The organism is Parabacteroides timonensis (genome assembly GCF_900128505.1).
Classification (GTDB): Bacteria; Bacteroidota; Bacteroidia; order Bacteroidales; family Tannerellaceae; genus Parabacteroides; species Parabacteroides timonensis.
In genome coordinates, this window is sequence record NZ_LT669941.1 from 3,210,309 (window position 1) to 3,235,014 (window position 24,706).

Here is a 24,706-nt window from a genome sequence, read left to right on the forward strand (position 1 = left end):
GGCAAAGATAAAAATTAAAATATGAACTCATTGTTTGAAAGACCATTTACATTCGACCGGGTAACCCGTATTGTTTTCAGCATCGTTATCATCGGAGCCTTGCTCTATCTGATCGCAGTCTTGCGAAATGCGTTGCTTCCTTTCCTGATCGCGTGGTTGCTAGCCTATCTGATGCAGCCTTTCGTCAAGTTTTTTCAGTACAAGCTCAAACTGAAAAGTCGTATTCTGGCTATCGTTGCGGTTATTCTTTCCGCTTCGCTGATCATCGGTCTGGCGGCTTCGCTGGTTGTTCCATCCGTGGCCCAGGAGGCAGACAAGACACTCAGCCTGATGCGCACGCATAACCCGGGTGAAGGGCATGTCCCGCTCATTCCCGAATCATGGATTGAATATCTGGAAAACAACGTCGATATCAACCAACTGATGGAACTCCTCAGCCGCGAAAACATACAGAATGCAATCAAACAGTTGGCTCCCAAAGTCTGGAACATCCTGTCGAACACGTTCTCCATCCTGTTCAGCATAACGATCGTCTTTGTGATACTTTTATACTTTATATTTATCCTACTCGATTACGAGAAGATAGCGAACGGCTGGATCAACCTGATCCCCGCCCGCCAGCGAACCTTCGTAAAAGGGCTGGCCGATGATGTGGAGCAGAGCATGAACCGCTATTTCCGAGGGCAGTCACTGATCGCCTTATGCGTAGGTGTCTTACTGGCTATCGGCTTCAAGATCGTAGGTTTCCCGCTGGCCGTCACATTGGGACTATTTATCGGCGTTCTCAACCTGATCCCGTACCTGCAAGCCATCGGCTTGATACCAATGGTAATCCTCAGTCTACTCAAATCAGCGGAAACGGGACAAAACTTCTGGCTCATTTTCGGATCGGGTTTGTTGATACTCGGAATCGTACAGTGCATTCAAGATTTATATCTCACCCCCCGCATCATGGGAAAAGCGATGGGACTAAATCCGGCCATCATCCTTCTTTCTCTCTCCATCTGGGGAACTTTACTGGGATTTATCGGATTGATCATCGCACTGCCGCTCACAACCCTCTGTCTGTCTTATTATAAGCGTTTTATCTTAATGGAAGAGGACACTACCCCACCTCCTCCTACCGATAATCAACCTTCAGAAGAAAAATAAATGCACTTTTTTTCAAAAAAAGTTAGCCCTACTATTGCAAATTCAAAAATAAACCCTACCTTTGCACCCGCAATACAGAAGTAAAGCATACCGCGATACAGAGTATTCAAATGATGATTCGCTAGCTCAGCAGGTAGAGCACATCCCTTTTAAGGATGGGGTCCTGGGTTCGAACCCCAGGCGGATCACCCAAAAACAGCTTCAGATTTATTCTGAGGCTGTTTTTCTTTTTATAAGTTACAAAAGTTATTCACCACAAGTTATATCCACCTGTTCATATTCCACCCACAAAATTGCTAATATATATAGTACCAGCAAATTAACCTGTTGATAACTTTGTTGAAAAGTCAAACTATTTACATGCGCCTTATGTATTCTATATTTCAACCTTCACTTCCATCTCGTCCTTCAAACAGACTCTGTTTAACAACGGGAATACCTATTAAATTTCGATAAACTATTTTTATGGACAAATGTTCCTTCCGGGAGAAAAAATAATTTCTCTCGGAAGAAATCCAAATTACATTCGGAAGAATTTGAAATTACTTTTTCTCATTCTCTTCCCGCCATTTCTCACGCATCTTCATCCGCTTGATCTGCAGAAAACGCAACAGGAGGATAACGAATACAGATACTCCCATCACAGAGAAATACTGTACCCAATCTGGATCAGGCTGCTTTCCGGGCCAACCCCATACACTCATCACAATCAGGTAGACCAGCAAGACGCCGGTTGTAATATTAATCTTCTTCATAAGGATATTTCTTTTTTATTATTTTCAACAGGCAAAGATACAAGATAGTTTTTGCTTTCATTGGGTCAGAACACACTTGTGTTGGGCGCGATAACCACCCGCATCAATAAGCAGGATATATAAGCCGGGCCGTAAAGGTAATGATTGAACAGAGGAACCATACGGCACCGGGCAAGAATAAACGAGACGTCCGGCAACATCGATCACCTCCAGCTTTCCCGCAGATGGCAGATCGTTCAAATGAAGCGTATTACCCTTCAAAACACTCCCTCCGGTCTTCTTATTTACCTGAGCCAGCTGAGTTTTAACATCTATCGGCTCCAATAATTCGGAATATAAAGGAAAACCGGATTTCAGTAATATCGCATTTGTCGCAGACGATTCACCCGCAATAATCAGTTCTGTAGCGGAGGTCGCTTTAACGAAGAAAGCCGCAAGAGGAGGAAGTGCATAATCACTCCCTATTGCATAAGGTTCATAATTCTTTCCATCATATACATAAATGTTTCCATCGAGAGAAGAGTTGAATTCTAGCAGAGAGAGTTTCAATGGAGTAAGTAGCGGATTGCCGCAAAGATACCAACCGCTATTATCGTTGTTTACATCTGCGGATGAGACTATATTAATAGGAATAGAAGCAATCTTCCCGAAATCGACAGGAAGTTTTTTAGCCTCGATAGAAAAAGTCAATGCGTTATTAGAGGCAGTTACATCCAATGCGACCAGATAGCCTTTCCCTTTTTCAAAAATAAGAGGATTACCCGAAGAAGCAGAAAGAGAGAAGACTTCCCAATTTCCGGTTGGCTTTTGAGTGGAGGCTCGTTTGTCGCCATTATAAGTTTGTACATATAAATAGTTGCCACTACCGACAAAGTGCTCATCCTTTAATTGAAAACGGTTATCAATATCTTTCTGGTAAATATCAAAGGGAAAAGAGAGGAAATACCATTTCCCTTTTTCAGGGAACGTATACTGAAGGGTTATATTCTCTTTCACGGATAGTTCGCCTTGTACTGCCAGTGAAAAGTCAGAGGCTGTAAGTGGAATATCAGTAGCTGTCTGTCGATCACCTGCGCTATGCAAGAAGAGAGTATCTACAATGAAATGGCCGTTTTTTGTAATCCTTAGACTACCACCATCACCTAGGGATGCTGTTTGGCATTTTACAGCAGAGTTAATTGTTGTCATCCCGGAAATCAATGCACTCCGATGGCGTAAAGGCGGAAGATGCGACCAACAAGTTTTGTCATTCCAGTCTCCTTGACCGGAGAAATAAGAATATTGGGGAATCGTATCCCTAGCAAAAACACTGTCAATAAGGAAATAGCCATTCTTAGTTTTAACAGCAGGTGCAGATGCAGAGAAATCCAGACGATAAGGATTACTCCCAAATCGAACGGACAATGCCGGTGTTTCTCCATTAGGATATACAGTCCCTTCCCTTTTCCCATTTTTATTGTCAAGTTCCACTAATAGTTTTTCACCGGAAACAATATCCTTAACAGTAAACGTAATAAAAGCAGATACTCTCTGGAAGCTTTCTAATGAATAAGGCTCAAAAGAGACACTTCCTTTCAAGGGGATCTTTAACTTATTATTTACCACAGCGGTTCCACTACCAACCGTATAATTCCAGTTATCGATATCCGATCCCGAAAACGTTTGCATACGAAACGTATCCAAAACCAGCGTATTCCCGCTTCCTTTCACAAAATCGGACCATGTAGACGGATTAGACACTTGTGCCCGGACAGGCACTAAAATTGCAAGAATTGCAGTTCCGGCAAAGATGTGCCGAAACATACGTAAATGTTTCTCTTTCATAGCTAAACTATTTTGATCGTTATTCTGTTCGCAAATATAAAGAAATAATTGAAATGATTATCTTTGTCGCATGAAAGAATTTATTATATCAGAAGCGCTCACAGAAAAAGCGGTACTCGTTGGTTTGATTACCCCTGAGCAAAACGAACAGAAAGTAAAAGAATATCTGGACGAATTGGCATTTCTTGCCGATACGGCCGGAGCCGAAGCCGTGAAGCAGTTTTATCAAAGACTGGATTATGCAAACCCCGTCACTTTCGTCGGTACCGGAAAGCTACAGGAAATAAAAGAGTACGTCATCGAAAACGAAATCGGATTGGTTATCTTCGATGATGAGCTTACTCCCAAGCAGCTTCGTAACATAGAAAAAGAACTTCAGGTGAAGATCCTCGATCGTACCAGCCTGATCCTCGATATATTCGCCCATCGTGCCCAGACCGCCAATGCAAAGACACAGGTGGAACTGGCTCAGTATAAATATATGTTACCCCGCCTGACCCGTTTGTGGACTCACCTCGAACGTCAGCGTGGTGGTGTCGGCATGCGCGGACCGGGTGAAACCCAGCTCGAAACCGACAAACGTATCATCCTGGATAAAATATCCAAGTTGAAGCGCGACCTGGTAGAGATCGACAAACAGAAAAGTGTTCAACGGAAGAACCGCGGCAAGATGGTCCGCGTGGCATTGGTCGGATATACCAACGTAGGCAAATCTACATTGATGAATCAACTGAGTAAGAGCGATGTATTTGCTGAGAACAAATTGTTCGCAACACTCGATACAACCGTCAGAAAGGTGATTGTAGAAAACCTTCCGTTTCTGTTGTCAGACACGGTCGGATTCATCCGTAAACTACCAACCGAACTAGTCGAGTCATTCAAATCGACCCTCGACGAAGTGCGTGAGGCCGACTTGCTCATACATGTAGTAGATATCTCCCATCCGACTTTCGAAGAACAGATCGAAGTGGTAAACAAGACCCTGGCCGAAATCGACAAGACGGAGAAGCCGATGATCATGGTATTCAACAAAGTAGACGCTTTCAATTTTGTACCGAAAGAAGAAGACGACCTCACCCCTCGGACACGTGAAAACATCGACCTGGACGAGTTAAAACGTACCTGGATGAACAAGCTACAGGACAACTGTATCTTTATCTCCGCAAAGGAACGCACCAATATAGATGCTTTAAAAGCATTGTTATACGAACGGGTTAAACAAATACATATCACCCGTTTTCCTTACAACGACTTCCTCTTCCAGCAATACGACGAAGAAGAGTAAAGGCATAAAACGAATAGAATCACAAACCAGTTGACCAATGGATAAAATAAGAAACCTGCGGCCGGAAGAGATTGCGATCCTGCAATCTCAGAATTGCCATGCAGAAAGCTGGGATCAGGTGTTTGTCCCGCCCACTTTTGATACGAAATACCTTTCCAACGTACGCTTTTCGGGAAGTGTTATATTGGGCCTCTTCGAAAAGGAATTTATATTGCCCGGTGGAGTCAGGAAGCATAGTGGGATTAGGAATGCAAGTTTGCATAACTGCTTTTTAGGCGACAATATCCTGATCGAAAATATACATAATTATATTGCCAACTACCGTATCAACGACGATTGCTTTATCGAAAACGTAAATGTAATGGTCGTAGACGGAGCAACTTCTTTTGGTAACAATGTTGCCGTATCGGTTCTGAACGAAACCGGAGGTCGGGAAGTCCCGATCCACGACAGCCTTTCCGCTTCAATGGCTTATGTTATTGCCCTCTACCGCCATCGACCGGAACTGATCCGACACTTACAGGAGCTGATAGCCGATTATGCCGAAAGCATTACATCCGATTATGGTACGATCGGCAAACAAGTCAGGATTATCAATACGGGAACCATCCGCAATGTACGGATCGGAGATCATACGACGATTGAAAACTGTACCCGCCTGGAAAACGGTTCGATCAACAGTAACAAACAAGCCCCGGTATATATCGGCGACAGCGTGATCGCCCAGGATTTCATCCTCTCGTCAGGAGCAGTAATTGCCGACGCAGCCAAGATCATCCGCTGCTTTATCGGGCAAGCCTGCCATGTGACTCATAACTTCTCGGCTCACGACTCATTATTATTCAGTAACTGTGCTTTCGAAAATGGGGAAGCTTGCGCCATCTTTGCCGGTCCATTCACCGTCTCCATGCACAAAAGCAGCCTATTGATAGCAGGGATGTATTCGTTCCTGAATGCCGGAAGCGGTTCGAACCAGAGCAATCATATGTACAAATTGGGACCTATCCACCAAGGGATTGTAGAAAGGGGATCGAAGACGACCAGCGACTCGTACATCCTTTGGCCGGCACGTATCGGTGCATTCTCCCTGGTCATGGGCCGTCATCACCATCATAGCGACACATCAGACATGCCTTTCTCTTACCTGATAGAAAAAGATGATGAGACTTATCTCGTTCCGGGTGTCAACCTAAGAAGCGTAGGTACGATCCGCGATGCCCAGAAATGGCCGAAGCGCGATAAACGAACCGATCCGGAACGCCTGGATATGATCAACTACAATCTATTGAGTCCCTATACGATCCATAAAATGATAAAGGCGGTCGGTATCCTGAAAAACCTGCAACAACTGGTAGGGGAAACATCCGAAATATATTATTTCCAAAATACCCGCATTAAAGGTTCGTCTCTACGAAATGCCCTGAATTTATATGGAATGGCAATCAACAAGTTCCTGGGCAACTCCTTGATTAAAAAACTGGAGGGCACACAATTCCGTTCTATCGAAGAGGTGCGCCGGCAGTTACAACCGACATCGGAGAAAGGTGCTGGTGAATGGATCGACTTGTCAGGACTAATCCTTCCCAAAGAGGAACTGGATAACCTGATCGGCGAGATTGAAACGGGGCAGACTCATTCATTATCCACGATAGAAGCTTTTTTCCATTCGATGCACAGTCATTATTACGATATGGAATGGACGTGGGCTTACAAGAAAATTGAAGCGTATTACAACATCGACCTAAAAACGATCACCGCTGCTGAAATCATCCGGTTGGTGGAGTTGTGGAAATCATCCGTAATCAGCTTGGACGAGTTATTATATAAAGATGCACAAAAAGAATTCTCCCTCACCTCGATGACCGGTTTCGGCGTAGACGGCACCCGGAAAGAGAAAGAAGAAGACTTCGAAATCGTACGCGGCGCATTCGAACAGAATCCATTCGTTACAGCAGTCAAAGAACACATCAGCACGAAACGGGCATTGGGCGATGAACTGATCGGTAGAATAAACCGTATCGCAGATTTTGAAAAATAACACTGGACAGCATTATTCCCGGTGACGACTCCGGGGATGATGCTCCAATATTTCTTTACGCAGGAATTCCCGGTCGATATGTGTATATATCTCCGTCGTTGTGATATTTTCATGTCCCAGCATATCCTGTATAGCACGAAGATTGGCTCCTCCTTCCAATAAATGAGTCGCAAAAGAATGGCGGAAAGTATGAGGACTCACATTTTTTTGTATACCTGCCATCTCCGCCTGCTGTTTGATCACATGGAACACCATGATACGTGAAAGTCCCGTTCCACGACGGCTCAGGAACAAAATGTCCTCATATCCCTTTTTAACAGCAACTAGATTACGATCCAATAAATAATTCTTTATTTCACGAATAGCCGTATCCGAAATCGGAACGAGGCGCTGCTTGCTTCCCTTCCCTTCCACTTTAATAAAGCCTTCATCAAAATACACATCCGAATAACGCAGGGAAGTAAGCTCGGAAACACGTAGCCCGCAACTATACAACACCTCCAGCATAGCCCGGTTACGCTGGCCTTCCGGCAAAGAAAGGTCGATAGAATCGAGTATATCATTTATCTCATTGACGGTCAGAACTTCCGGCAATTTTAATCCGATCTTGGGAGACTCCAACAATTCAGTCGGATCAACTGTTATATACTCGTCCAGTAACATGAAGCGGTAGAACGATTTAATACCCGAAATGATACGAGCCTGCGAACGGGGATGAATTCCAATATCACGTAACTGGGCAACAAACTGCTGTAAATCCTGATAGGTAATGTCGGTATACCCTTTTCCTTCCGATTCGATGAAGCGGGTAAGTTTATCAAGGTCGGTCAGGTAAGCCTCTATCGAATTGGCAGATAATGACTTCTCCAACCGGAGCCAGGTCTTATATTTGCTGATTATATCTTTTCCTTGCTGCATTGTAGACAGGTAATTATGTATGTGTCAAATAAAATCACTACCTTTGCCGGATATTTTCAGCCCGTACAAGGTGGTACAAAGGTAATAAAGTTACAGCAAAATGAAGAAGATTCAGATTATTAACGGTCCTAATCTTAACCTGTTGGGCAAACGAGAGCCGACAGTGTATGGTAGTGCTTCCTTCGAGAGTTACCTGGACGAACTACGCGCCCGATATCCTCAATGTGAAATAGCCTACTATCAAAGTAATGTGGAAGGCGAAATGATAAACAAAATCCACGAAGTGGGTTTCGAATACGATGGTATTATAATGAATGCGGGAGCATATACACATACATCCATCGCATTGCATGACGCCATAAAAGCAGTAAATACTCCGGTAGTAGAAGTACACATTTCAAATGTACATGCACGCGAATCGTTCCGCCATGTTTCGATGATCTCTGCGGCCTGCAAAGGAGTGATCCTTGGATTCGGCCTGGATTCATATCGGCTGGCACTTGAAGCACTTATTCAGTTGACAGTTGACAAGTAACAGTTGACAGTTAACGGAGAACTAAGACGAAACACAAAGAAAAGGTTATTAGAGCCTGACGCCCGACGAGAAGCAGTTCAGATAGTTTTTAACAATCGACTGCCACTTGCCAACTGTCAACTCTTAAAGAAATAATAGGTTATAATATTTATAAGGTTATATGTTAAAGCATACTAAGATTGTTGCTACGATTTCTGATCAGCGTTGTGATGTGGAATTTATCCGCTCACTGTACAATGCAGGAATGAATGTTGTGCGCCTGAATACGGCCCACATGATGGAAGAAGGTTTGAACCGTGTTGTTACAAATGTCCGTTCCGTATCCGACCGCATCGGGATCCTGATGGATACGAAAGGCCCTGAGGTACGCACTACTATCTCACAGGAGCCAATATCTTTCACAACCGGCGACCATGTAAAGATCGTAGGCGACCCGAACGGTGAAACCTCACGTGATTGCATCTATGTATCATACAAGAATTTTGTCGGAGACCTGGAAGTTGGAAGTGATGTTCTGATCGACGATGGCGACCTGGAATTAAAAGTGATCGAGAAACATGAAGACTATCTGGTCTGTGAAGTAGAAAACGATGCCGTATTGGGTAGTCGCAAAAGCGTAAACGTACCGGGTGTACGCATCAACTTGCCTTCACTGACAGAGAAAGACCGTAAAAATATCGTTTGGGCTATCGAAAACGATCTCGATTTCATCGCCCATTCTTTTGTAAGAAATAAACAGGACGTACTGGATATCCAACATATCCTCGACGAACATAAAAGCCCGATCAAAATCATTGCCAAGATCGAAAACCAAGAAGGTGTAGACAACATCGACGAGATCCTGGAAGTGGCTTATGGTATCATGATTGCCCGCGGCGACCTGGGTATCGAAGTCCCTGCAGAAAAGATTCCGGGAATCCAACGCGTACTGATCCGCAAGTGCGTAGAAGTGAAGAAACCGGTAATCGTGGCGACCCAGATGCTTCATTCCATGATAAAGAACCCGCGTCCTACCCGTGCGGAGGTAACCGATATTGCCAATGCAATCTACTACCGTACGGACGCATTAATGTTGAGTGGCGAAACGGCTTACGGTAAATATCCGCTCGAGGCCGTCCAGACAATGACAAAGGTTGCCCGCGAAGCCGAAAAAACAAAACTTGCAGCAAACGACATCCGCGTACCTATCGAAGGTAATGACCTGGACGTGACTTCATACCTGGCAAAACAGGCCGTAAAGTCGTCCAACAAATTGCATGTGAAAGCGATTATCACCGACAGTTATACCGGACGTACTGCCCGTTATCTGGCTGCTTTCCGTGGCACATCTACGGTATTCGCCATCTGCTATAACCAACGTGTAACACGCATGCTTTCCCTGTCGTATGGTGTATGGGCTGTATACCAGCCGTGGGATGACAGCCGTCGTAACTACTTTTACAGTGCACTGAACGAACTGATCAAAAGCGGACGTATCACACGCAACGACATGGTTGCCTATCTGAGCGGAAGTTTCGGTGAAGGTGGAGGAACAACGTTCCTCGAAATCAACAATGTTGGCAAAGTGTTGGATTCAGGAAACAATTATTCTCTCCCGACCTTTAAAGAATAATTAAAATAAAACCGAAAGTTCGCTTTTGCCTTTGTGTAAGAGCGAACTTTTGTATATTTGACGTACAAACATTCTTTATTTAAATGACATTAGACGAATACATTCTCTCTCACAGTGACGAAGAAGGAGACTTGCTATCCACATTGAACCGGGATGCCAACGTAAACCTACTGCGTCCGCGTATGCTGTCCGGGCATTTGCAGGGACGTATACTGAAAATGTTTTGTCGCATGCTACGCCCAAGGTGTGTACTGGAAATCGGAACTTATACCGGTTATGCCACACTCTGTCTGGCTGAAGGGACTGATGAAGATGCACTTATCCACACCCTTGAGATAAATGATGAGATGGAAGATTTTATCATGAAGTATCTTTCCCGCTCCTCTTATAAAGAGAAAATAAAACTGCACTTCGGAGATGCGATGGAGATCATCCCTCAACTCGACGAAGTATTTGACCTCGTGTTTATCGATGCAGACAAACGATTATACTCAGAATACTTCGATCTGGTATTTCCGAAGGTCCGCCCCGGCGGCTTGATCCTGGCCGATAATACGCTTTGGGATGGTAAAGTATTGGAAAAACCCCACCCGGCAGATAAACAAACCATCGGTATTCTTAGTTTTAATGATAAAATAAAAGCAGACCCACGGGTGGAGAAAGTGATCCTTCCACTTCGCGACGGCCTGACAATGATTTGGAAAAAATAAAATTATAACGATATGGAAAGTACAAGACTGAATAAGATTGGTCGTCTGATCCAGAAAGAATTAGGCGATATTTTCCAGAAACAGACCCAGGGAATGCCGGGTATACTGATTTCTGTAAGTGCAGTGCGCGTTAGCCCCGACCTGGGTGTAGCCAAAACATACTTAAGTATCTTCCCTTCCGAAAAAGGTGAAGAATTGCTGGAGTCCATCCGTGCCAATACCAAAGCAATCCGTTTCGACTTAGGTAAGCGCATCGGCAAACAGGTACGTATTATTCCGGAACTGAGCTTCTTTATCGACGACTCACTGGATTATATCGAGAAGATTGATAAATTACTTCAAAAATAAGAGAACAGAACTTTGAATCTTCCGTTTTATATAGCCCGGCGGTACCTCTTTTCGAAGAAATCCCACAATGCGATCAATATCATATCCATGATATGTGTTTGCGGAGTGGTGGTTGCTACCATTGCATTGGTTTGTGCACTGTCGGTCTATAACGGATTCAATGATCTGGTGGCAGGTATGTTCAGTAGTTTCGATCCGGAACTAAAGATCACTCCCCGGACTGGAAAAGTATTCGATCCAACAACATCCGAAATACAGAAAGTAAGAGAGTTGAAGGATATCGCCTTTTTCAGTGAGACATTGCAGGACAATGCCCTGATTCGTTATCACGACCGCCAGGATGTAGCTATCATAAAAGGAGTGGACGATGCATACCAGCATCTAACCTTAATAGATAGCGTACTGATAGACGGTAAATTCACATTGAAAGATGAGGTGGCAGATTATGCGGTATTAGGAGTTGGCCTGGCGTCGAAACTCGGAGCAAGACCTGGATTTGCTGCACCGTTGGAACTGTATGCTCCTAAACGGAATGAGAAGGTTAACACATCAAATCCTGCATCTTCCTTTAACACCGGATACCCTTATATCAATGGGGTATTCATGATCAATCAACAAGTCTACGACGAAGGATATATGATCGTCCCTCTCTCTCTTGCCCGCGAACTGTTTCATTATGATAAAGAAGTCAGTGCCATAGAACTGAAATTAGTTGAAAAAGCAGATGTATCTTCCGTAAAAAAACAGATTAAAACCATTTTAGGAGATGACTTTATTGTTCAGGACCGCTTCGAACAGCAGGAAGCATCTTTCAAGATGATGCAGATTGAGAAATGGATGACTTTTCTGATCCTTTGTTTTATTCTGGCAATCGCCTTATTCAATGTGGTAGGTTCGCTATCGATGCTGATGATCGAAAAGCAGGACGATGTCCGCACACTTCGCAATATGGGGGCAAGCGACAGTCTTATCCGACGCATATTTCTTTTTGAAGGCTGGATGATCTCCGGATTCGGAGCATTAATAGGGATTGTGATAGGTTTGGTTCTTTGTCTTCTACAGCAATCGTTCGGTCTGATTAAACTGGGACAAACCGCAGGTGCCTTTATTATTGATGCTTACCCGGTACGTGTAATATTCACCGATATCCTGGTAGCGTTTATAACGGTAGCGGCCATTGGATTCATGGCCGCTTGGTATCCCGTACATTATCTGGGGAAGAAATGGTTTAATTAAATTCCGCCCCGTATTTTATCTGTGCATCGGCAACAAACTGTTTGATGCGTTGTTCATCGTCCTTCTTGCAAATAAGGAGAACATTTCCCGATTCAGCAACAATACAATCATCCAATCCTTGTACGACAGTCAGCCTTTTAGGATTTCCTACCGCAATGACATTTCCCGAGCTTTCATACAATAATGCATTGCTATTCTTTAACACAGCATTATTATTCTCGTCTTTCGGAGCCAGATCGAATAATGAGCCCCATGTTCCCAGGTCGGCCCAACCGAAATCGGCACACAGCATATATACATTATCTGCTTTCTCCATAATACCGTAATCGATAGAGATCTTCAGGCAATAAGGGAAGTTTTCACGTATAAACTCATGTTCATGTTCTGTATTGAATTTATCTTTACCCAAGTCAAAACGCAAGGCGATATCCGGCAGGTATTTACTGAACGCATCCAAAATAGTATCCACATTCCAGAGAAACAATCCGGAGTTCCAGAAAAATTCACCACTCTCATAAAAGACCTTTGCCAGTTCCAGGTTCGGTTTTTCCGTAAAAGTCTTTACTTTGGTAAATTCTCCCAACATAGAGTCACTGCTTTGAATATAACCGTAACCGGTTTCCGGACGGCTGGGTTTGATGCCTAACGTCACCAATGCCTTATTCTCTTTCACAAAATCCAATCCACGCTGAACGTCTTTCAGGAATACATCTTCTTTCAGTATCAGATGATCGGAAGGAGCAACAACAATATTGGCATTCGGATTACAAGCTTTGATATGATAAGCTGCGTATGCGATACAAGGGGCTGTATTCCTACGTGCAGGCTCCAGGAGGATCTGGTTTTCTTTTAATTCCGGTAATTGTTCTTTAATCAGATCAGCGTAAGCCTCATTCGTTACAATAAAAATATTCTCTGTTGGAATGATTTTGGAAAAGCGATCAAAAGTCATCTGCAGCAAAGAGCGTCCGGTTCCGAAAAAGTCCAGAAATTGTTTTGGATAACTCTCTCTGCTAAAAGGCCAGAAGCGACTACCAATCCCCCCTCCCATGATAACGCAATAATTATCTTTCATGATACACAGGTTGTTTTATATTATACTCTTACAAAGTTAACGAAATAATCCGGTATTTAGTCTCCCGATATAGTATTATTAGCCTTTCGTAATATATTATTTGAAAAAAAAGCGCCGAAAGCTTGCGCAAATAAAAAATATGCGTACCTTTGCAACGCATTAGAAAAATAAATGCCCAGATGGCGGAATTGGTAGACGCGCTGGTCTCAAACACCAGTGGATTCACTTCCATGCCGGTTCGATCCCGGCTCTGGGTACACTAATCAAAATTAAGCACCTGATTATCAGCAGATAGTCAGGGCTTTTTCTTTTAGTGCGGAACGTATTGCGGAACGTTTGAAAGATATTACCAACCAATTTCTTTTGGAATATCTAAACCCAAATATTTGTAGGTAGCAAGTACCCTTTCTTTACGAAATTTAGGTTCACTAGAATAGCTATTCTCTTTTTCATCATTAATTATGGATTCTAAATATTCATCCAAAACTTTTTTTGCTACTCCTGGGTTTCCACTTAGATATGCAAGTTCAGCATCCCTTATCCGGTCATTATTCGGAATTTTATTCTTAATTTCCTTGATGTCGTTTGTCATACCCCAAATTTTGAAAAATAGTATTATTTGAAGTAGAGCAAACGCTATTATCAGTAATACACCGAAAAAACTTATTCCATCATCCATACTGTGTTTATTATAGTTTATCTATTAACTGCTTTATAATCCCCCAATCTTCAAGTATAATCTTTGAATAGTTGAGGTTAGCTATAGAATTATTTTTATCTGCTTCTGCCCTCAATTTATCCGCCTCATCCCTAAGCTTGCCGGATTCTGCCTTTGTTAGTTCAGCTTGTGCAATTTTCCCTATTGCTTCTGCCATAATCTTTTGAGTTTCCGTCATATCGACGATTTTTTTTTCTTCTTCTTTATCATCCGTAATCAACTTTTTATAAAGATCAATAAAATAAAGTTCTAAATTGATGATTGTGCTATTTGCAATACAATCACCTTGAATAACCCCGGTGTTTGAAACGTTTTTATCACCTACTATTTTTAGATAGGACATGGTATTTGTTTTTAGTTAACGAAAAGATTCTGTTAACTAAATAAATGTCATATCCTACTTTTTGTTTTGAAGCATAGTTACAAATTCCTTCAATATAGCCTTATCATTTTTGAGTTCCTTTACTTCTGCTTCCAATTCTTTTATCCGTTTTTTCAGAATCATAACTTCTTGATCCGTTCCCATAGCAACATCACCACCCGTTATGCCTGTATTGGAAATATTGCCATCACCAACAACATGAATGCTGCCAGTTCTTAACATCTCACCTTTACCAGTAAGAAGCCAATTATAATTCACATCAGGATAAGCATCCGTAATATCTTTAGCAACTTCTTTACTTACCCCATTGCGTAAACGAAGAATATAATAAATCCGATTTGGACTATCATAACCAATAGACTTAGCAAATGCAGATGCACTAAGCTTTAAATAATCCAATAATTCGTTTAAATAATGTTTTTGCGCATCTTTCATGTTCTATGTTGTTCTATATTTGTAGCACATTATTATTTAATTATAAAAGTAAACTATCATGAAAGGATTTATAAAAGACTATTGCAATTGGCTTATCAGCAACCGTTTTCGTATGATTTTTATCATATCCCTTTGGATAATCTCTTTCTTAACAGGTTGTTTTATAAAGATTTTATAAAAATTTCCCTGCTAAAAAAGATAATGCCATCAACAAAAAAGTAAGAATCCAGTATCTGATTTCCTTATTTGCCATACGCTTCCTATCCTCTATTCCCTTTTCATCTAAGCTATTTCTAAGATTCTGAAGAGATTCTACATTATTTGCTTCTTTAGAAAAGTCAGTGATATTAAAATCTGGTATTACCGGCTTATTCTCTATTTTGATATTAGACTTCTCTTTACCATCCATACATGTTAATTACAGTTAATTAATAGATCATTAAAGAACATTATGTTTGCTTATGTTCTTTTTTGTTCTATCTTCGTGCCATGCTTTTAGATAAAAACTAAAAGTAAACGCAAAGTAAACGTACAAATGTAAGAAAAAAAATCCCCAAAAAGGGGGAGTAACTATAAAATATTATGGCAACATCAATAACATCTACAGTCAATAAAAAAGTTGTAATCAATGGAATACAACAAATAATAGCTTTCAACTGGCATCAAGTTGGTGAAAAGTATAATGAAAAATCTTACACTAAAAAAACAAAATATGGTACTTACAGACAATCCGAATATATGCGGGATTGTGTATTCCAAATAAACAAAAAAGAATATAACCTTCAAACGCTTTTTGTCGAACTGGCTGGTGGTGGATATGCAAGATACTTTATTGTTGATGGAATCAAATTCAATGATTCGCATATAAAAGTAATAGAATACTTACTAAACAATAATAATCAACATGAAAGCGAAATTAATCATAGCCATGTGGCTGATTTCATTGATGTTTATGGCTACGGATAATCCTATGCAAGAAATATCTTCTTGGTTGCTAAAGAAGTGTGATGTTGAAGCTATCAAGAGAGTTATAAGAACATCCCGATCTCTGGGAAATTTTTAGCGACAACATAAAAAACAGTAGAGATAAAAAACAAAAATAATACGATACATGCAATCACTCCTATCCATAATAAAAAAGTTGGCGGCTTGGTGGAAGCACAAAAATCAACCGACACTATATTTTCATTCTTTTGTGAATATACGTGAGTACCTTGGCGAAAAAGCCGATATGTTTCCTTCCGAATCCTTTTTGCCCGAAGAGTTTCATAAAATAATGCAACGGTTAGAAGAAGGACACCCAGTATTCCTAACAAAATCGATAGAACATATGCCAAACGTATATGAAGAGCCGCCTCAGCGTTATCGGGTAGTGCTATCAAAACACCAAGAAACCCACAAGCCGAAATTAATATATTACCGAACCAGCTTGATAGAGATCGGTAATATTCTGTATCTCGAGTCTCTAAATCTTTGATCCAAGCTTTCAATTCATTGGTGAAATTCATAGAGAAATAATTATAGAACAATATTGATACAAATATAAATAAATAAAAATGAAAGCAAAACTAATTATAGCCATGTGGCTAATCTCATTGATATTTTTGGCTTCTGACAATCTTCTGCAAGTCATAATATCCCTGTGTTGCTTTGCTTTTTTTTCTTGGTTGCTAAAGAGACATGAAGTTGAGGCGATAAAAGAGGTAAAGAAATTAGAAAACAGAATAGATAAATTAATAAACAGGTAAAAGCTATGAATGTAGAAAAAGATGTTCTGGACATCTGGAAAGAACGGATTAAGAACGAAGCAAAGCATGGTGATAAGAAAAAAGCATGTGACGTTGCCGGAACGACACCACCCACATACTTGTCTGCCATGAAACGTGAAAAATTTATTGATCTAAAAGATGGTGAATTAAAAACTCTTCAAAGACTTATTGAAAGGCTAGATGCCCGGAAAGAACGATTTGAAAAAATCCAATCACAGTATGCAGGCTAATTGTATTGTTGAAATGGATGTGCTTACATCTACCGAAAAGAAAGTGTATTGCCTCAATGGTGTTGGTAAGCAGACAAAGGAAATAGCTGATATCTTAAAATCCAGTTATGAAACTGCAAAAAGCCACATGAAAAATATCAAGGCAAAACTTGGATTGCAGAAGGACAAGGAAGTTACTGCACATTTTTGGTGTAGCCTGATTGGAAAAGATTTAGATGAGGTGAAACGGCAAATAATGGCAACCTGCCTATTGATTGTTTTCCTTCTGTCTATTCCATTCGATCAACACCAGACGAGAGAAACCCGGAACTTCAACAATAGAGCAAGAAGAACAATTGTTGCCAGAAGAAACGAATACACAGCTTAATAATTCACACTATGGGTACAAGTCAAACAGAAATAAACTACAAGCTAAACGAAAATGATTTTCGTGAAGCGATAAAGAAAGAACTATCCGGTTTAGCATTGCAGTTATTCCTAAATCGTTTTGATAATGTATTGATTGGAGTTAGTGATATAGCCAACATGCATAGTGTAAATCCCCGAACTGTATTAAACTACATCAAAGATGGCTTGATAATGCCGGAAGTAAAACTTGGTGAAAACGATCATCCAAAATTCAGGTTAAGTTATGCACTTATGCTTGATTTCAAGGAATTGCAAAAAAAGCTGAGGGCAAAGAATCGGGGCTGGTAAAAATAAGGCAAATAAAGCCGTTTTCACGTGCTGTTCTGCCTGGATAATAGGAAGTAAGGAAACATGGAGAAAGTGCCGTAAATCGAAAATTCGAAAAAAATAAGGAATATGGAAACTGGATATCAAGGAAGCATTTACGAAAACATAGTTTTCAGCACGAAAGAGATAAACAGAAACTTCAAAATCAAGGTAATGGGGGTAAACAATGGAAAGCCTGTAGAACGGCTGGTTGGTGTTTCCGGCTTGATTGATGAGGTAGGTAATTATGAACTTGTGAATTCACTTTTAACAAGGGCATTCAAGAGTGGTACAGATAAAATTGTGTGCAAGTTGAGGCGCGGACTTAAAATCATCTTCTTCCGGCACTGAAAAGAATATTCATTATAAATATAACAAATATGAGAACTTGGTTTGAATCGAAAGTAACGCATGAAAAGACGTTAGAAAACGGAATGCAGAAAAAGGTAACAGAATCTTATTTACTGGATGCATTATCATGGACAGAAACAGAAGCACGTACCATTGAAGAATTGAAGCCGTACATATCAGGTGAATTTACCATTACCGATATAAAACGCTACAAGATTTCAGAATTATTCTTTTCGGAAGATGGTGATCGGTATTTTAAAGCAAAAATTCAATTCATCACTTTGGATGAAAAGAATGGAACGGAAAAGAAAATAAGTACATACATGCTTGCACAGGCAAATAATATAGATCAGGCACAGGAAGTAATCAAAAAAGGTATGAAAGGAACACAAGCCGATTATGTGATTGCCGAAGTAAAGGAAACAAAGATCATGGATATATTTCCATACAATTCTACCAGTGATGAAAAATCTGATAATTGAACGGATCAAAGCTTTACAAGCCGAAAAGCAGGAATTGAAAAAAGTTCCTTCCGATCCAAACGAACTGGAACTAAGCAAAGATATTTTCGATCTATTCAGAAAGGAACTTGATTCTTTGATAGATGAAGGAAATATTATTGTTATCGGACATACGATCAATAAGCTTAGAATTTTATCAATATCGTAAACAATTCCAAGGTTTAAATAATAAGTTATGATAGTTAACTCAACTGAAATACAATTTTTAACAGGCTGTTCCAGAAGGGAAGCGGAGTTTATTATAATTGATACCCTTGAAATAACAGAAAAACAGGGTTTCAGAGTAAAGCCAAGTACCTGTATTGAATCGGATGACATAAAGAAAAAGCTCCTATCCGTAAATGAATGTATGGATGGTAAGAATCCCGTTCAAAATGCAATAGACTTAATTAAAGAACATGGTTTATCTGATTCTATGAAGCGCGGAATTTTAAATGATATAAAATGTTGGCACAGTAGAGACTTAGTTTCACCATATAAGATTTTAAAAAGAATATTACCTGAAAGTGAAATCAGCAATCTTAAAAATATCCTATTGAAAAGATGTTACACATACATGGTTTCTGGCGGTCAATTTCCAAAAAGTTTTAAAAGCTTAAGCTTTAAGGCAATTAAAAATGAATTTGAAGCCTCTTTAAAATCTCAAAATATAATTGCGTAAGGATTATGGATAATATTGAATTGATAAAAGATAAGCTATTGAAGCTTAAAAATCTTGCAGAAAGGGGATGCCAGGGTGAAGCCATTGCAGCACAAAGGGCATTGGCAAACATGCTAAATAAGTATGGTTTAACCTTGGATGATATTTGTGATGATAAACTTGATTGGTACTGGATCAAGATAGGAAAAAGCAAAGATGTAAAAGACATCTTGTTTCAGTGTTATTTTCAAGTAGTTGATAAATGCAATGGCAAATATAAAGAAGTCAAGCAATATAGTGAAATTGGCTTTGAATTAACTTCCGCACAATATGCTGATCTGATGTCTCTTTTTGACTTTCATTCCAAGCAGTTCAAAAAGGAGCGTAGGAAACTCCTGAAAAACTTATGTCGAGCTTACATATCCAAACATGAAATCTGGAATAAAACAGACGAACCGGATGATGAAGAAAAGCCAAAGAAAGAAAAGCCTGTTGATTTAGATGAACTTCTTTCTATCCTACTGCTGGTGAATAGCTTTGAAGATGTTACCTATCATAAACAACTAACTGAATAAGTAATGAACATAACAGAAAAAGATTGGAATGAACTGAAAAGTATGATTTTAGAAATTCGGGGAAGTCTTTCAATACTGGTCGATGAGGCAGGTAAAGAACTACTAACCCCGAATGAAATCTGCAAGATGTTAAAGATAAGCCGGAACACTTTTCAAAACTATATTAATAGGAATGTTTTCAAGCATTCAAAAGTGGAAGGTAGAGTATATGTGAAGCGTTCCGAGATAGAACGTTTGATTGATGAAGGTATAATATAATGATAGACTTAATCACTTTGGTAAAGCCGGATTTGTCGGATAGAGAAATTGCAACCATCATTGAAAGGAATAGCTTACAAACAAATTCTAAGGATGGTGTAGTGTATTATGATAACATGAGCACTAAGAATCTTACCCAGCAAAAGGGCGTTTTTATCCGAATTGAAACAAGTCAAAAACTAAAGGTGGAATGTAGCCTTCATAAATATTTCAATGAAATATCAAGCTATGAACGGAACAATTACAATCTGTTTTCCATGTCGGACGCAAAGAAATCTATAGATCATCTTCTTATCGAAAAAGATATGAGCATTAGAAACATGAGGGTATATAATTACGAAATAGGGCTAAATCTGAACGTTTCCAAAGATTGCCGGGCTTACCTTGATAAGATGAAAAGTATCGGCACTATAGGAAATGAAAAGCGGCTATATGTAAATCCTAGGTATAAAGATGAACGTGTGAAAACAACGGTATTTCACAACCATACACGAAAATATTTTAAAGCTTATGATAAGGTATTTGAATCTATGGATAAGAAACGAAAGGTGATCCCAGAAGGGAACATATTAAGAATAGAAACTGTAAACAGGCGGCTGGATAAATGCTATCTGGTTGATTTTTTCGATCCATACAATTTAATGAAAATGATTGATGCTTTCTTTCGTGATTGGCGAACCATCCAGTTTGAAAAAGACATCATCACTCCTAAAGGCACAGGACGGGCAAAACAGCATCTTTGTTTAGACATAATGAATAAAGGCAAAGAAGCCGTATTAATACAGGCAAAAGAACGGCACACAAACGGTTCTTTGTCTGATTGGGAATACAGAAACATCCGGGTATTCATCGCCAACGAATGGGATATAATAAAGAAGTCTATCACATTCATTCCGAGCGATGAAGAAAAGGAATTCAGGCAGTTGATAAAGGTAAATCACACTATTTTAAAGAATGATGAATTTATCAGTTGAGTAAAAACGAGTAAAACACTATACATCAAAATGTTAGAGAAATACTTATATATAGTTTGGTATAGATTGGTAAACAAAACGGTTTACTTGGTAACTTATTAAGTTCCGTAAAAGGTTATGGTTACTTGTCTTATACTTCCCGGAAAGGAAGTCCGGCAGGACTTAAAAAGGGAAGTCAAGAAATAGAGTAGAAATTATTAATACAAAAACAAATGAAAATTTATTCAAGTAATCATTGTGCTTGGCATACCTGCCAAAAGTGTGGATATAAGTTTTGTGTAAGATGTGAAGTTTTCAGATGTCCCAAATGTGGTGAAACAGTAAAATGATAATATAATGATACGGATCAACATAAAACCTTTATCAGTAAATGAAGCCTGGCAAGGCAAACGGTACAAAACTGATAAATACAGAACGTACCAAAATACATTGCTCTGGCTTCTTCCAAAAATAAAAGTTCCTGAACCGCCCTACGAAATTTATTTCAGGTTCGGTTTTAGCAATTCACTATCCGATTGGGATAATCCGGTAAAACTTACCCAAGATATATTAAGTAAGAAATACGGATTCAATGATAAGCTGATAAGAAGGGCTATAGTAGAAACAGAAATAGTAAAGAAAGGTCAAGAATATATTGAATTTGAAATAATAACAGTAAAAATGATATGAACAAAATAACAATATCAGAAAACGCACAGCAATTTATTGCAGAACGTACAGATGTAGCAGGTGGCTACTACGAATATATTGGTGTTATACCTCAAAAACAGGCTTTAGAGGCAGCAGAGTTAGTAAAGCAGGAAACTAAAGAAAAGTGTTGTACTGCTTTTCGTAACTTCATGTTAAAAGCAACCCTTGCAAGTGTATCAGGCGAACAGATTGATTTTGAAAAAGAATTTGAAGATACAATGTCACAAATCTAAAAATATCAGAATATGAAAAGAAGTGGAACAATATTTAAAACCGTATCCGGCAAAACTGGTATAGTATGGCATGGTCAAGAACCTGTGAACATAAACGGAATGATGAAACACTGCATGTATTTAGTTGATGAGAATTACAATGAAACAGGTTCGCATGTGTTTGTTGACATCAGTCAGTGTAAAAAAATAGGAAATGTAAATTAAAAATGAATGATATGAATATTAAAGAAGTAGCAAAAGAATACGCGGACAAACTGTATGAACCTGAAGATAGAGGTCTTCTGTATGAAGAAACACAGAATGATTTTATAGCAGGTTCAAATTGGCAAAGACAAAAATCAATAGTTGTTTATCGTGACCTATGCCCCTTGTATAAAATCTCGTCCAGATATGAATGCGGAAACGTTTCACATCGCAAAGAATGGAACACTAAAAAATGTGACATGAATTGCCTGTATATGAAGAATTTATTAGAAAAAATCTAATCAAAATAAATCCATTATATGAAAAGAAAAAATGGTAAAATAGTTGAAGCTACAGACAAAGAGTTGCTAGAATTGTATAAAGGGGCTGTGCGTCGTGCTTATAGGTCATTTACAGAGTTTGAACTTGCCTTTATGATGGATGGGGGAACAATTATAGAAACAAAAAAAGATAACTAGAAAGATGAAACAAATAACTGCATTCATGTATTTAGCTGCCGCAATTACGGTTATGGCTTTCTTGTTTTTAATGACCTTTTACAATCCTACGGATATGCAGGTCAAAGTAAATCAGGTCGATAAGATCGAAAAGACATCGGGAGATCAAAACGGTTTCAATACTGAGATATACTATCTAGTATATTCAGATAAAGGAACTTTCCGTATCAGTATCAGTGGGCTATTGGCTCACCCTGAATTTGCCGGAAAAATAAAAAAGGATTCAACCTACACGATCAGGGTGTGTGGAATTGAACTTTCATATTTAGGAATATACAGAAACGTAATAGAAGTAAAATGATAGAATTAAAGCAAATCACAAGAACGTTTGGTGATGGAAGAGCAGGATATGAAGTAACCATCGACAGGAAATATACTGTAAAAGAATTTATCAACGAGGTAATTTCTAACAAAAATGAATGGGGATACATTGGCATCAAAAGAGATCGTGCATTCACTATTTTAGGTGATCCTAGTTGTGAATATAAACTGGGTGAATTATTATCAAATCTTCCAGAAGATTATCTTGATAAAGAAATATCCTTTGTTTATGCAAGTGGCGGGTGGAGTAGAATGGATTATTTAATAACGACAATATAAATTTACCAATATGATATACTACTTTACTCCTTTTGATTGCAATAAGAACATTGGCAGATCACATAACCGACATTGTGAGATAGTGCCAAATGCAGAAGATTGGATTTGTATCACTGATTCAGATGTGCTTTTTCTTCTGCCGGACACCAAAAAGCAGATAGAAGATATTATTTGTAAACATGGGAAAGATTATCAAGTGTTTGGATGTCTAACCAACAGGATAGCATCACCTCATCAATTATGGAATAACTTCACTGATGAGACAGATATTATGTACCATAAGCTTCAAGCAAAAATTGCTTATATTCTTAAATATGATGAGGTGAAAGAAACAACTATCAATGTTGCCGGATTCTTGATGATCTTCCAAAAGAAAACATGGGAAAAACACCAATTTTCAGATAATAGCATCCGATTTGATTCGGAATTCACCGACAAAGTAAAAGCCGATGGTGGAAAATTAGCTATCATGCAAGGGGTGTATGTGTTCCATGATTATCGTTTAGGGCATGAAAACCCGATGTATTATATTGACCACTTAAAGTAATAGAAATGAAAAAGAAAGCAGTGGACTATAAGAAATATAAGAAGCAAAAAATAGACACCTATGTTTCAGTTGAAGATGTTTCCCGGTTGAGGTTGATATGTGAAAAGTACGGCTTCAATAGTATTTATCAGCTTCTTCAATATTTGGTTCATTGCTTCCTTCGTGTGGCTGATCCGATTAATGATCCGATTGATGAACCCATGCCAACAGAGATAGAAGAAATGTTTACCGACAATGCAGAATGGGAGAAGCGTAAACACTCCAAAGGCAGTCATAACGGAATGAATATAAGGCAAAAACCAGATCAAAGAAAAATAAAAACACCGGATGATATATAAAGCCATTGTAAGCATTTTAAAGCTGAGACAGTATAGAGGCAAGAAATTAAATAAAAGTGCCGCAAATCGAAAATTTAACAAAAATAAGAAATGAAGAAAATTATATCAAAATTAGATATGCCGATTTTGGAATTAAACAATCAAGGAATAAACAATGGCTAAAGATGCAAATTATATTAAGCTGATTAATACAGCACGTTGGAAACGGGTGAGGCTTAAGAAGCTACAAGCCCAACCATTATGTGAATGTTGTCAAGATAAGGACAAAATCACACCAGCGACAGAAGTCCATCACGTTACACCAGTTGAAACCGTTACCACTATTGAACAAATGGAAACATTGATGTTTGAGTATAGCAATTTAATGTCAGTATGCCATGAATGCCATAAAAATATCCATGCCGAAATGTTTTCCCATTCAAAGGAGAATGTAAAAAGGGCAAACGAGCGTAGAACAAAACGGTTTACTGATAGATATTTATAAGGTATGAGGCAGTTCATAATGAACTGCCTTTTTTATGCAAAAGCCTAAATGTTAAAAT

38 protein-coding genes and 2 tRNA genes are annotated in these 24,706 nt (G+C 39.3%); 31 read left to right on the plus strand and 9 right to left on the minus strand.

Annotated elements, in window-relative coordinates; genetic code table 11:
* Nucleotides 1-21 precede the first annotated feature (21 nt).
* Both BQ7394_RS20480 and BQ7394_RS20485 read left to right on the plus strand, forming a co-directional pair.
* On the plus strand, nt 22-1,152 hold the full coding sequence (locus BQ7394_RS20480; RefSeq protein WP_075559100.1) for an AI-2E family transporter: 1,131 nt from the start codon (nt 22-24) through the stop codon (nt 1,150-1,152).
* 114 nt (nt 1,153-1,266) lie between these two features.
* Nucleotides 1,267-1,344 (plus strand) — tRNA-Lys (locus BQ7394_RS20485).
* 350 nt (nt 1,345-1,694) lie between these two features.
* Here the strand turns inward: BQ7394_RS20485 and BQ7394_RS20490 are convergent.
* Together BQ7394_RS20490 and BQ7394_RS20495 are read right to left on the minus strand one after the other, a co-directional pair.
* On the minus strand, nt 1,695-1,907 hold the full coding sequence (locus BQ7394_RS20490) for a hypothetical protein (RefSeq protein WP_075559101.1): 213 nt from the start codon (nt 1,905-1,907) through the stop codon (nt 1,695-1,697).
* A gap of 57 nt (nt 1,908-1,964) precedes the next feature.
* Nucleotides 1,965-3,731: a T9SS type A sorting domain-containing protein gene (locus BQ7394_RS20495; RefSeq protein WP_075559102.1), complete on the minus strand. Its 1,767-nt coding sequence runs from the start codon at nt 3,729-3,731 to the stop codon at nt 1,965-1,967.
* A 70-nt stretch (nt 3,732-3,801) separates the two neighbouring features.
* Between BQ7394_RS20495 and hflX the strand changes: the two genes are divergently transcribed.
* Complete coding sequence (hflX, locus tag BQ7394_RS20500; RefSeq protein ID WP_075559103.1) at nt 3,802-5,016, plus strand: GTPase HflX; 1,215 nt, start codon at nt 3,802-3,804, stop codon at nt 5,014-5,016.
* 37 nt (nt 5,017-5,053) lie between these two features.
* Nucleotides 5,054-7,054 (plus strand): DUF4954 family protein, encoded by a 2,001-nt coding sequence (locus BQ7394_RS20505; protein WP_075559104.1) that lies wholly within the window; start codon nt 5,054-5,056, stop codon nt 7,052-7,054.
* A gap of 12 nt (nt 7,055-7,066) precedes the next feature.
* Here BQ7394_RS20505 and xerD read toward each other — a convergent pair whose 3' ends face one another.
* A complete protein-coding gene (gene xerD / locus BQ7394_RS20510; protein ID WP_075559105.1) occupies nt 7,067-7,972 on the minus strand; it encodes a site-specific tyrosine recombinase XerD in 906 nt (301 codons plus the stop codon).
* 100 nt (nt 7,973-8,072) lie between these two features.
* On the opposite strand from xerD, the gene aroQ reads away from it, so the two are divergent.
* The 5 genes from aroQ (at nt 8,073) to BQ7394_RS20535 (ending at nt 12,413) form a co-directional block, all read left to right on the plus strand.
* Entirely contained in the window at nt 8,073-8,507 is a 435-nt protein-coding gene (gene aroQ, locus BQ7394_RS20515) for a type II 3-dehydroquinate dehydratase (protein WP_075559106.1), read from the plus strand.
* Between the two features lie 160 nt (nt 8,508-8,667).
* Nucleotides 8,668-10,119, plus strand: a complete 1,452-nt coding sequence (pyk, locus tag BQ7394_RS20520) for a pyruvate kinase (protein WP_075559107.1) — start codon at nt 8,668-8,670, stop codon at nt 10,117-10,119.
* An 83-nt stretch (nt 10,120-10,202) separates the two neighbouring features.
* Nucleotides 10,203-10,829 carry an O-methyltransferase gene (locus BQ7394_RS20525; protein ID WP_075559108.1) on the plus strand — a complete coding sequence of 209 codons (627 nt, stop codon included), beginning with the start codon at nt 10,203-10,205 and terminating at the stop codon, nt 10,827-10,829.
* A gap of 12 nt (nt 10,830-10,841) precedes the next feature.
* Nucleotides 10,842-11,177 carry a 30S ribosome-binding factor RbfA gene (gene rbfA, locus BQ7394_RS20530; protein ID WP_075559109.1) on the plus strand — a complete coding sequence of 112 codons (336 nt, stop codon included), beginning with the start codon at nt 10,842-10,844 and terminating at the stop codon, nt 11,175-11,177.
* A gap of 12 nt (nt 11,178-11,189) precedes the next feature.
* Nucleotides 11,190-12,413: an FtsX-like permease family protein gene (locus tag BQ7394_RS20535; RefSeq protein ID WP_075559110.1), complete on the plus strand. Its 1,224-nt coding sequence runs from the start codon at nt 11,190-11,192 to the stop codon at nt 12,411-12,413.
* Here the strand turns inward: BQ7394_RS20535 and BQ7394_RS20540 are convergent.
* Nucleotides 12,406-13,488 carry a mannose-1-phosphate guanylyltransferase gene (locus BQ7394_RS20540; RefSeq protein WP_075559111.1) on the minus strand — a complete coding sequence of 361 codons (1,083 nt, stop codon included), beginning with the start codon at nt 13,486-13,488 and terminating at the stop codon, nt 12,406-12,408. The genes BQ7394_RS20535 and BQ7394_RS20540 overlap by 8 nt on opposite strands.
* Nucleotides 13,489-13,661: 173 nt before the next feature.
* Here BQ7394_RS20540 and BQ7394_RS20545 point away from each other — a divergent pair.
* Nucleotides 13,662-13,745, plus strand: a tRNA-Leu gene (locus BQ7394_RS20545).
* Between the two features lie 89 nt (nt 13,746-13,834).
* Here BQ7394_RS20545 and BQ7394_RS26025 read toward each other — a convergent pair.
* The 4 genes from BQ7394_RS26025 to BQ7394_RS20565 all read right to left on the minus strand — a co-directional run bounded on the left by BQ7394_RS26025 (nt 13,835) and on the right by BQ7394_RS20565 (nt 15,432).
* On the minus strand, nt 13,835-14,167 hold the full coding sequence (locus tag BQ7394_RS26025; RefSeq protein ID WP_075559112.1) for a hypothetical protein: 333 nt from the start codon (nt 14,165-14,167) through the stop codon (nt 13,835-13,837).
* 10 nt (nt 14,168-14,177) lie between these two features.
* On the minus strand, nt 14,178-14,549 hold the full coding sequence (locus BQ7394_RS20555) for a hypothetical protein (protein ID WP_075559113.1): 372 nt from the start codon (nt 14,547-14,549) through the stop codon (nt 14,178-14,180).
* A gap of 54 nt (nt 14,550-14,603) precedes the next feature.
* The gene (locus tag BQ7394_RS20560) at nt 14,604-15,023 is read right to left on the minus strand and encodes a hypothetical protein (RefSeq protein WP_075559114.1); all 420 of its coding nucleotides are present in this window, start codon (nt 15,021-15,023) and stop codon (nt 14,604-14,606) included.
* Between the two features lie 172 nt (nt 15,024-15,195).
* A complete protein-coding gene (locus BQ7394_RS20565) occupies nt 15,196-15,432 on the minus strand; it encodes a hypothetical protein (protein ID WP_075559115.1) in 237 nt (78 codons plus the stop codon).
* A 173-nt stretch (nt 15,433-15,605) separates the two neighbouring features.
* Here BQ7394_RS20565 and BQ7394_RS20570 point away from each other — a divergent pair, with 173 nt between their 5' ends.
* The gene (locus BQ7394_RS20570) at nt 15,606-15,989 is read left to right on the plus strand and encodes a hypothetical protein (RefSeq protein ID WP_075559116.1); all 384 of its coding nucleotides are present in this window, start codon (nt 15,606-15,608) and stop codon (nt 15,987-15,989) included.
* 62 nt (nt 15,990-16,051) lie between these two features.
* Here BQ7394_RS20570 and BQ7394_RS25750 read toward each other — a convergent pair whose 3' ends face one another.
* Nucleotides 16,052-16,531 carry a hypothetical protein gene (locus tag BQ7394_RS25750; protein WP_139317734.1) on the minus strand — a complete coding sequence of 160 codons (480 nt, stop codon included), beginning with the start codon at nt 16,529-16,531 and terminating at the stop codon, nt 16,052-16,054.
* A gap of 245 nt (nt 16,532-16,776) precedes the next feature.
* On the opposite strand from BQ7394_RS25750, the gene BQ7394_RS20585 reads away from it, so the two are divergent.
* From BQ7394_RS20585 to BQ7394_RS20675, 20 genes are all read left to right on the plus strand, one after another.
* Nucleotides 16,777-17,022, plus strand: coding sequence for a hypothetical protein (locus tag BQ7394_RS20585; RefSeq protein ID WP_075559119.1), 246 nt, complete (start codon nt 16,777-16,779; stop codon nt 17,020-17,022).
* Nucleotides 17,012-17,389, plus strand: a complete 378-nt coding sequence (locus BQ7394_RS20590) for a helix-turn-helix transcriptional regulator (RefSeq protein WP_075559120.1) — start codon at nt 17,012-17,014, stop codon at nt 17,387-17,389. The genes BQ7394_RS20585 and BQ7394_RS20590 overlap by 11 nt, the downstream gene beginning before the upstream one ends.
* Nucleotides 17,390-17,400: 11 nt before the next feature.
* Nucleotides 17,401-17,718: a MerR family transcriptional regulator gene (locus BQ7394_RS20595; protein WP_075559121.1), complete on the plus strand. Its 318-nt coding sequence runs from the start codon at nt 17,401-17,403 to the stop codon at nt 17,716-17,718.
* 108 nt (nt 17,719-17,826) lie between these two features.
* Complete coding sequence (locus BQ7394_RS20600; protein ID WP_075559122.1) at nt 17,827-18,087, plus strand: hypothetical protein; 261 nt, start codon at nt 17,827-17,829, stop codon at nt 18,085-18,087.
* A gap of 29 nt (nt 18,088-18,116) precedes the next feature.
* Complete coding sequence (locus tag BQ7394_RS20605; RefSeq protein ID WP_075559123.1) at nt 18,117-18,569, plus strand: DUF4494 domain-containing protein; 453 nt, start codon at nt 18,117-18,119, stop codon at nt 18,567-18,569.
* Nucleotides 18,550-18,756 (plus strand): hypothetical protein, encoded by a 207-nt coding sequence (locus tag BQ7394_RS20610; RefSeq protein ID WP_075559124.1) that lies wholly within the window; start codon nt 18,550-18,552, stop codon nt 18,754-18,756. Before BQ7394_RS20605 ends, BQ7394_RS20610 begins: the two co-directional genes overlap by 20 nt.
* 27 nt (nt 18,757-18,783) lie before the next feature.
* Complete coding sequence (locus BQ7394_RS20615; RefSeq protein ID WP_075559125.1) at nt 18,784-19,269, plus strand: hypothetical protein; 486 nt, start codon at nt 18,784-18,786, stop codon at nt 19,267-19,269.
* Nucleotides 19,270-19,274: 5 nt separating this feature from the next.
* Nucleotides 19,275-19,823, plus strand: a complete 549-nt coding sequence (locus BQ7394_RS20620; RefSeq protein WP_075559126.1) for a hypothetical protein — start codon at nt 19,275-19,277, stop codon at nt 19,821-19,823.
* A 3-nt stretch (nt 19,824-19,826) separates the two neighbouring features.
* Nucleotides 19,827-20,081, plus strand: coding sequence for a helix-turn-helix domain-containing protein (locus BQ7394_RS20625; protein WP_075559127.1), 255 nt, complete (start codon nt 19,827-19,829; stop codon nt 20,079-20,081).
* Between the two features lie 17 nt (nt 20,082-20,098).
* Nucleotides 20,099-21,055 (plus strand): hypothetical protein, encoded by a 957-nt coding sequence (locus BQ7394_RS20630; RefSeq protein WP_139317735.1) that lies wholly within the window; start codon nt 20,099-20,101, stop codon nt 21,053-21,055.
* 336 nt (nt 21,056-21,391) lie between these two features.
* Nucleotides 21,392-21,724 carry a hypothetical protein gene (locus BQ7394_RS20635; protein WP_075559129.1) on the plus strand — a complete coding sequence of 111 codons (333 nt, stop codon included), beginning with the start codon at nt 21,392-21,394 and terminating at the stop codon, nt 21,722-21,724.
* Nucleotides 21,721-21,978: a hypothetical protein gene (locus BQ7394_RS20640; RefSeq protein WP_075559130.1), complete on the plus strand. Its 258-nt coding sequence runs from the start codon at nt 21,721-21,723 to the stop codon at nt 21,976-21,978. Before BQ7394_RS20635 ends, BQ7394_RS20640 begins: the two co-directional genes overlap by 4 nt.
* Before the next feature lie 12 nt (nt 21,979-21,990).
* The gene (locus BQ7394_RS20645) at nt 21,991-22,182 is read left to right on the plus strand and encodes a hypothetical protein (RefSeq protein WP_075559131.1); all 192 of its coding nucleotides are present in this window, start codon (nt 21,991-21,993) and stop codon (nt 22,180-22,182) included.
* A gap of 11 nt (nt 22,183-22,193) precedes the next feature.
* Nucleotides 22,194-22,463, plus strand: coding sequence for a hypothetical protein (locus tag BQ7394_RS20650; RefSeq protein WP_139317736.1), 270 nt, complete (start codon nt 22,194-22,196; stop codon nt 22,461-22,463).
* Nucleotides 22,464-22,481: 18 nt separating this feature from the next.
* Nucleotides 22,482-22,640 carry a hypothetical protein gene (locus BQ7394_RS25840; RefSeq protein ID WP_154674748.1) on the plus strand — a complete coding sequence of 53 codons (159 nt, stop codon included), beginning with the start codon at nt 22,482-22,484 and terminating at the stop codon, nt 22,638-22,640.
* 4 nt (nt 22,641-22,644) lie between these two features.
* Nucleotides 22,645-22,980 (plus strand): hypothetical protein, encoded by a 336-nt coding sequence (locus tag BQ7394_RS20655; protein ID WP_139317737.1) that lies wholly within the window; start codon nt 22,645-22,647, stop codon nt 22,978-22,980.
* Nucleotides 22,977-23,279 (plus strand): hypothetical protein, encoded by a 303-nt coding sequence (locus tag BQ7394_RS20660; protein ID WP_075559134.1) that lies wholly within the window; start codon nt 22,977-22,979, stop codon nt 23,277-23,279. Before BQ7394_RS20655 ends, BQ7394_RS20660 begins: the two co-directional genes overlap by 4 nt.
* Nucleotides 23,280-23,289: 10 nt before the next feature.
* Nucleotides 23,290-23,826 (plus strand): hypothetical protein, encoded by a 537-nt coding sequence (locus tag BQ7394_RS20665; protein WP_075559135.1) that lies wholly within the window; start codon nt 23,290-23,292, stop codon nt 23,824-23,826.
* A 5-nt stretch (nt 23,827-23,831) separates the two neighbouring features.
* Nucleotides 23,832-24,164 carry a hypothetical protein gene (locus BQ7394_RS20670; protein WP_075559136.1) on the plus strand — a complete coding sequence of 111 codons (333 nt, stop codon included), beginning with the start codon at nt 23,832-23,834 and terminating at the stop codon, nt 24,162-24,164.
* A 154-nt stretch (nt 24,165-24,318) separates the two neighbouring features.
* Nucleotides 24,319-24,648, plus strand: coding sequence for an HNH endonuclease signature motif containing protein (locus BQ7394_RS20675; protein WP_075559137.1), 330 nt, complete (start codon nt 24,319-24,321; stop codon nt 24,646-24,648).
* Nucleotides 24,649-24,706 lie beyond the last annotated feature (58 nt).

Bases quoted from the DNA above. Each gene is read 5' to 3' on its own strand.
- BQ7394_RS20635 (WP_075559129.1), top strand. From the start codon at position 21,392: ATGATACGGATCAACATAAAACCTTTATCAGTAAATGAAGCCTGGCAA.
- rbfA (WP_075559109.1), top strand. From the start codon at position 10,842: ATGGAAAGTACAAGACTGAATAAGATTGGTCGTCTGATCCAGAAAGAA.
- BQ7394_RS20665 (WP_075559135.1), top strand. From the start codon at position 23,290: ATGATATACTACTTTACTCCTTTTGATTGCAATAAGAACATTGGCAGA.
- BQ7394_RS20585 (WP_075559119.1), top strand. From the start codon at position 16,777: ATGAATGTAGAAAAAGATGTTCTGGACATCTGGAAAGAACGGATTAAG.
- BQ7394_RS20560 (WP_075559114.1), bottom strand. From the start codon at position 15,023: ATGAAAGATGCGCAAAAACATTATTTAAACGAATTATTGGATTATTTA.
- BQ7394_RS26025 (WP_075559112.1), bottom strand. From the start codon at position 14,167: ATGGATGATGGAATAAGTTTTTTCGGTGTATTACTGATAATAGCGTTT.
- BQ7394_RS20600 (WP_075559122.1), top strand. From the start codon at position 17,827: ATGGAAACTGGATATCAAGGAAGCATTTACGAAAACATAGTTTTCAGC.
- BQ7394_RS20645 (WP_075559131.1), top strand. From the start codon at position 21,991: ATGAAAAGAAGTGGAACAATATTTAAAACCGTATCCGGCAAAACTGGT.
- pyk (WP_075559107.1), top strand. From the start codon at position 8,668: ATGTTAAAGCATACTAAGATTGTTGCTACGATTTCTGATCAGCGTTGT.
- BQ7394_RS20620 (WP_075559126.1), top strand. From the start codon at position 19,275: ATGGATAATATTGAATTGATAAAAGATAAGCTATTGAAGCTTAAAAAT.
- BQ7394_RS20590 (WP_075559120.1), top strand. From the start codon at position 17,012: ATGCAGGCTAATTGTATTGTTGAAATGGATGTGCTTACATCTACCGAA.
- BQ7394_RS25840 (WP_154674748.1), top strand. From the start codon at position 22,482: ATGAAAAGAAAAAATGGTAAAATAGTTGAAGCTACAGACAAAGAGTTG.
- BQ7394_RS20565 (WP_075559115.1), bottom strand. From the start codon at position 15,432: ATGGATGGTAAAGAGAAGTCTAATATCAAAATAGAGAATAAGCCGGTA.
- BQ7394_RS20650 (WP_139317736.1), top strand. From the start codon at position 22,194: ATGAATATTAAAGAAGTAGCAAAAGAATACGCGGACAAACTGTATGAA.
- BQ7394_RS20640 (WP_075559130.1), top strand. From the start codon at position 21,721: ATGAACAAAATAACAATATCAGAAAACGCACAGCAATTTATTGCAGAA.
- BQ7394_RS20675 (WP_075559137.1), top strand. From the start codon at position 24,319: ATGGCTAAAGATGCAAATTATATTAAGCTGATTAATACAGCACGTTGG.
- xerD (WP_075559105.1), bottom strand. From the start codon at position 7,972: ATGCAGCAAGGAAAAGATATAATCAGCAAATATAAGACCTGGCTCCGG.
- BQ7394_RS20505 (WP_075559104.1), top strand. From the start codon at position 5,054: ATGGATAAAATAAGAAACCTGCGGCCGGAAGAGATTGCGATCCTGCAA.
- BQ7394_RS20625 (WP_075559127.1), top strand. From the start codon at position 19,827: ATGAACATAACAGAAAAAGATTGGAATGAACTGAAAAGTATGATTTTA.
- BQ7394_RS20605 (WP_075559123.1), top strand. From the start codon at position 18,117: ATGAGAACTTGGTTTGAATCGAAAGTAACGCATGAAAAGACGTTAGAA.
- BQ7394_RS20570 (WP_075559116.1), top strand. From the start codon at position 15,606: ATGGCAACATCAATAACATCTACAGTCAATAAAAAAGTTGTAATCAAT.
- BQ7394_RS25750 (WP_139317734.1), bottom strand. From the start codon at position 16,531: ATGAATTTCACCAATGAATTGAAAGCTTGGATCAAAGATTTAGAGACT.
- BQ7394_RS20495 (WP_075559102.1), bottom strand. From the start codon at position 3,731: ATGAAAGAGAAACATTTACGTATGTTTCGGCACATCTTTGCCGGAACT.
- BQ7394_RS20555 (WP_075559113.1), bottom strand. From the start codon at position 14,549: ATGTCCTATCTAAAAATAGTAGGTGATAAAAACGTTTCAAACACCGGG.
- aroQ (WP_075559106.1), top strand. From the start codon at position 8,073: ATGAAGAAGATTCAGATTATTAACGGTCCTAATCTTAACCTGTTGGGC.
- BQ7394_RS20525 (WP_075559108.1), top strand. From the start codon at position 10,203: ATGACATTAGACGAATACATTCTCTCTCACAGTGACGAAGAAGGAGAC.
- BQ7394_RS20655 (WP_139317737.1), top strand. From the start codon at position 22,645: ATGAAACAAATAACTGCATTCATGTATTTAGCTGCCGCAATTACGGTT.
- BQ7394_RS20610 (WP_075559124.1), top strand. From the start codon at position 18,550: ATGAAAAATCTGATAATTGAACGGATCAAAGCTTTACAAGCCGAAAAG.
- BQ7394_RS20615 (WP_075559125.1), top strand. From the start codon at position 18,784: ATGATAGTTAACTCAACTGAAATACAATTTTTAACAGGCTGTTCCAGA.
- BQ7394_RS20670 (WP_075559136.1), top strand. From the start codon at position 23,832: ATGAAAAAGAAAGCAGTGGACTATAAGAAATATAAGAAGCAAAAAATA.
- BQ7394_RS20660 (WP_075559134.1), top strand. From the start codon at position 22,977: ATGATAGAATTAAAGCAAATCACAAGAACGTTTGGTGATGGAAGAGCA.
- hflX (WP_075559103.1), top strand. From the start codon at position 3,802: ATGAAAGAATTTATTATATCAGAAGCGCTCACAGAAAAAGCGGTACTC.
- BQ7394_RS20490 (WP_075559101.1), bottom strand. From the start codon at position 1,907: ATGAAGAAGATTAATATTACAACCGGCGTCTTGCTGGTCTACCTGATT.
- BQ7394_RS20540 (WP_075559111.1), bottom strand. From the start codon at position 13,488: ATGAAAGATAATTATTGCGTTATCATGGGAGGGGGGATTGGTAGTCGC.
- BQ7394_RS20480 (WP_075559100.1), top strand. From the start codon at position 22: ATGAACTCATTGTTTGAAAGACCATTTACATTCGACCGGGTAACCCGT.
- BQ7394_RS20595 (WP_075559121.1), top strand. From the start codon at position 17,401: ATGGGTACAAGTCAAACAGAAATAAACTACAAGCTAAACGAAAATGAT.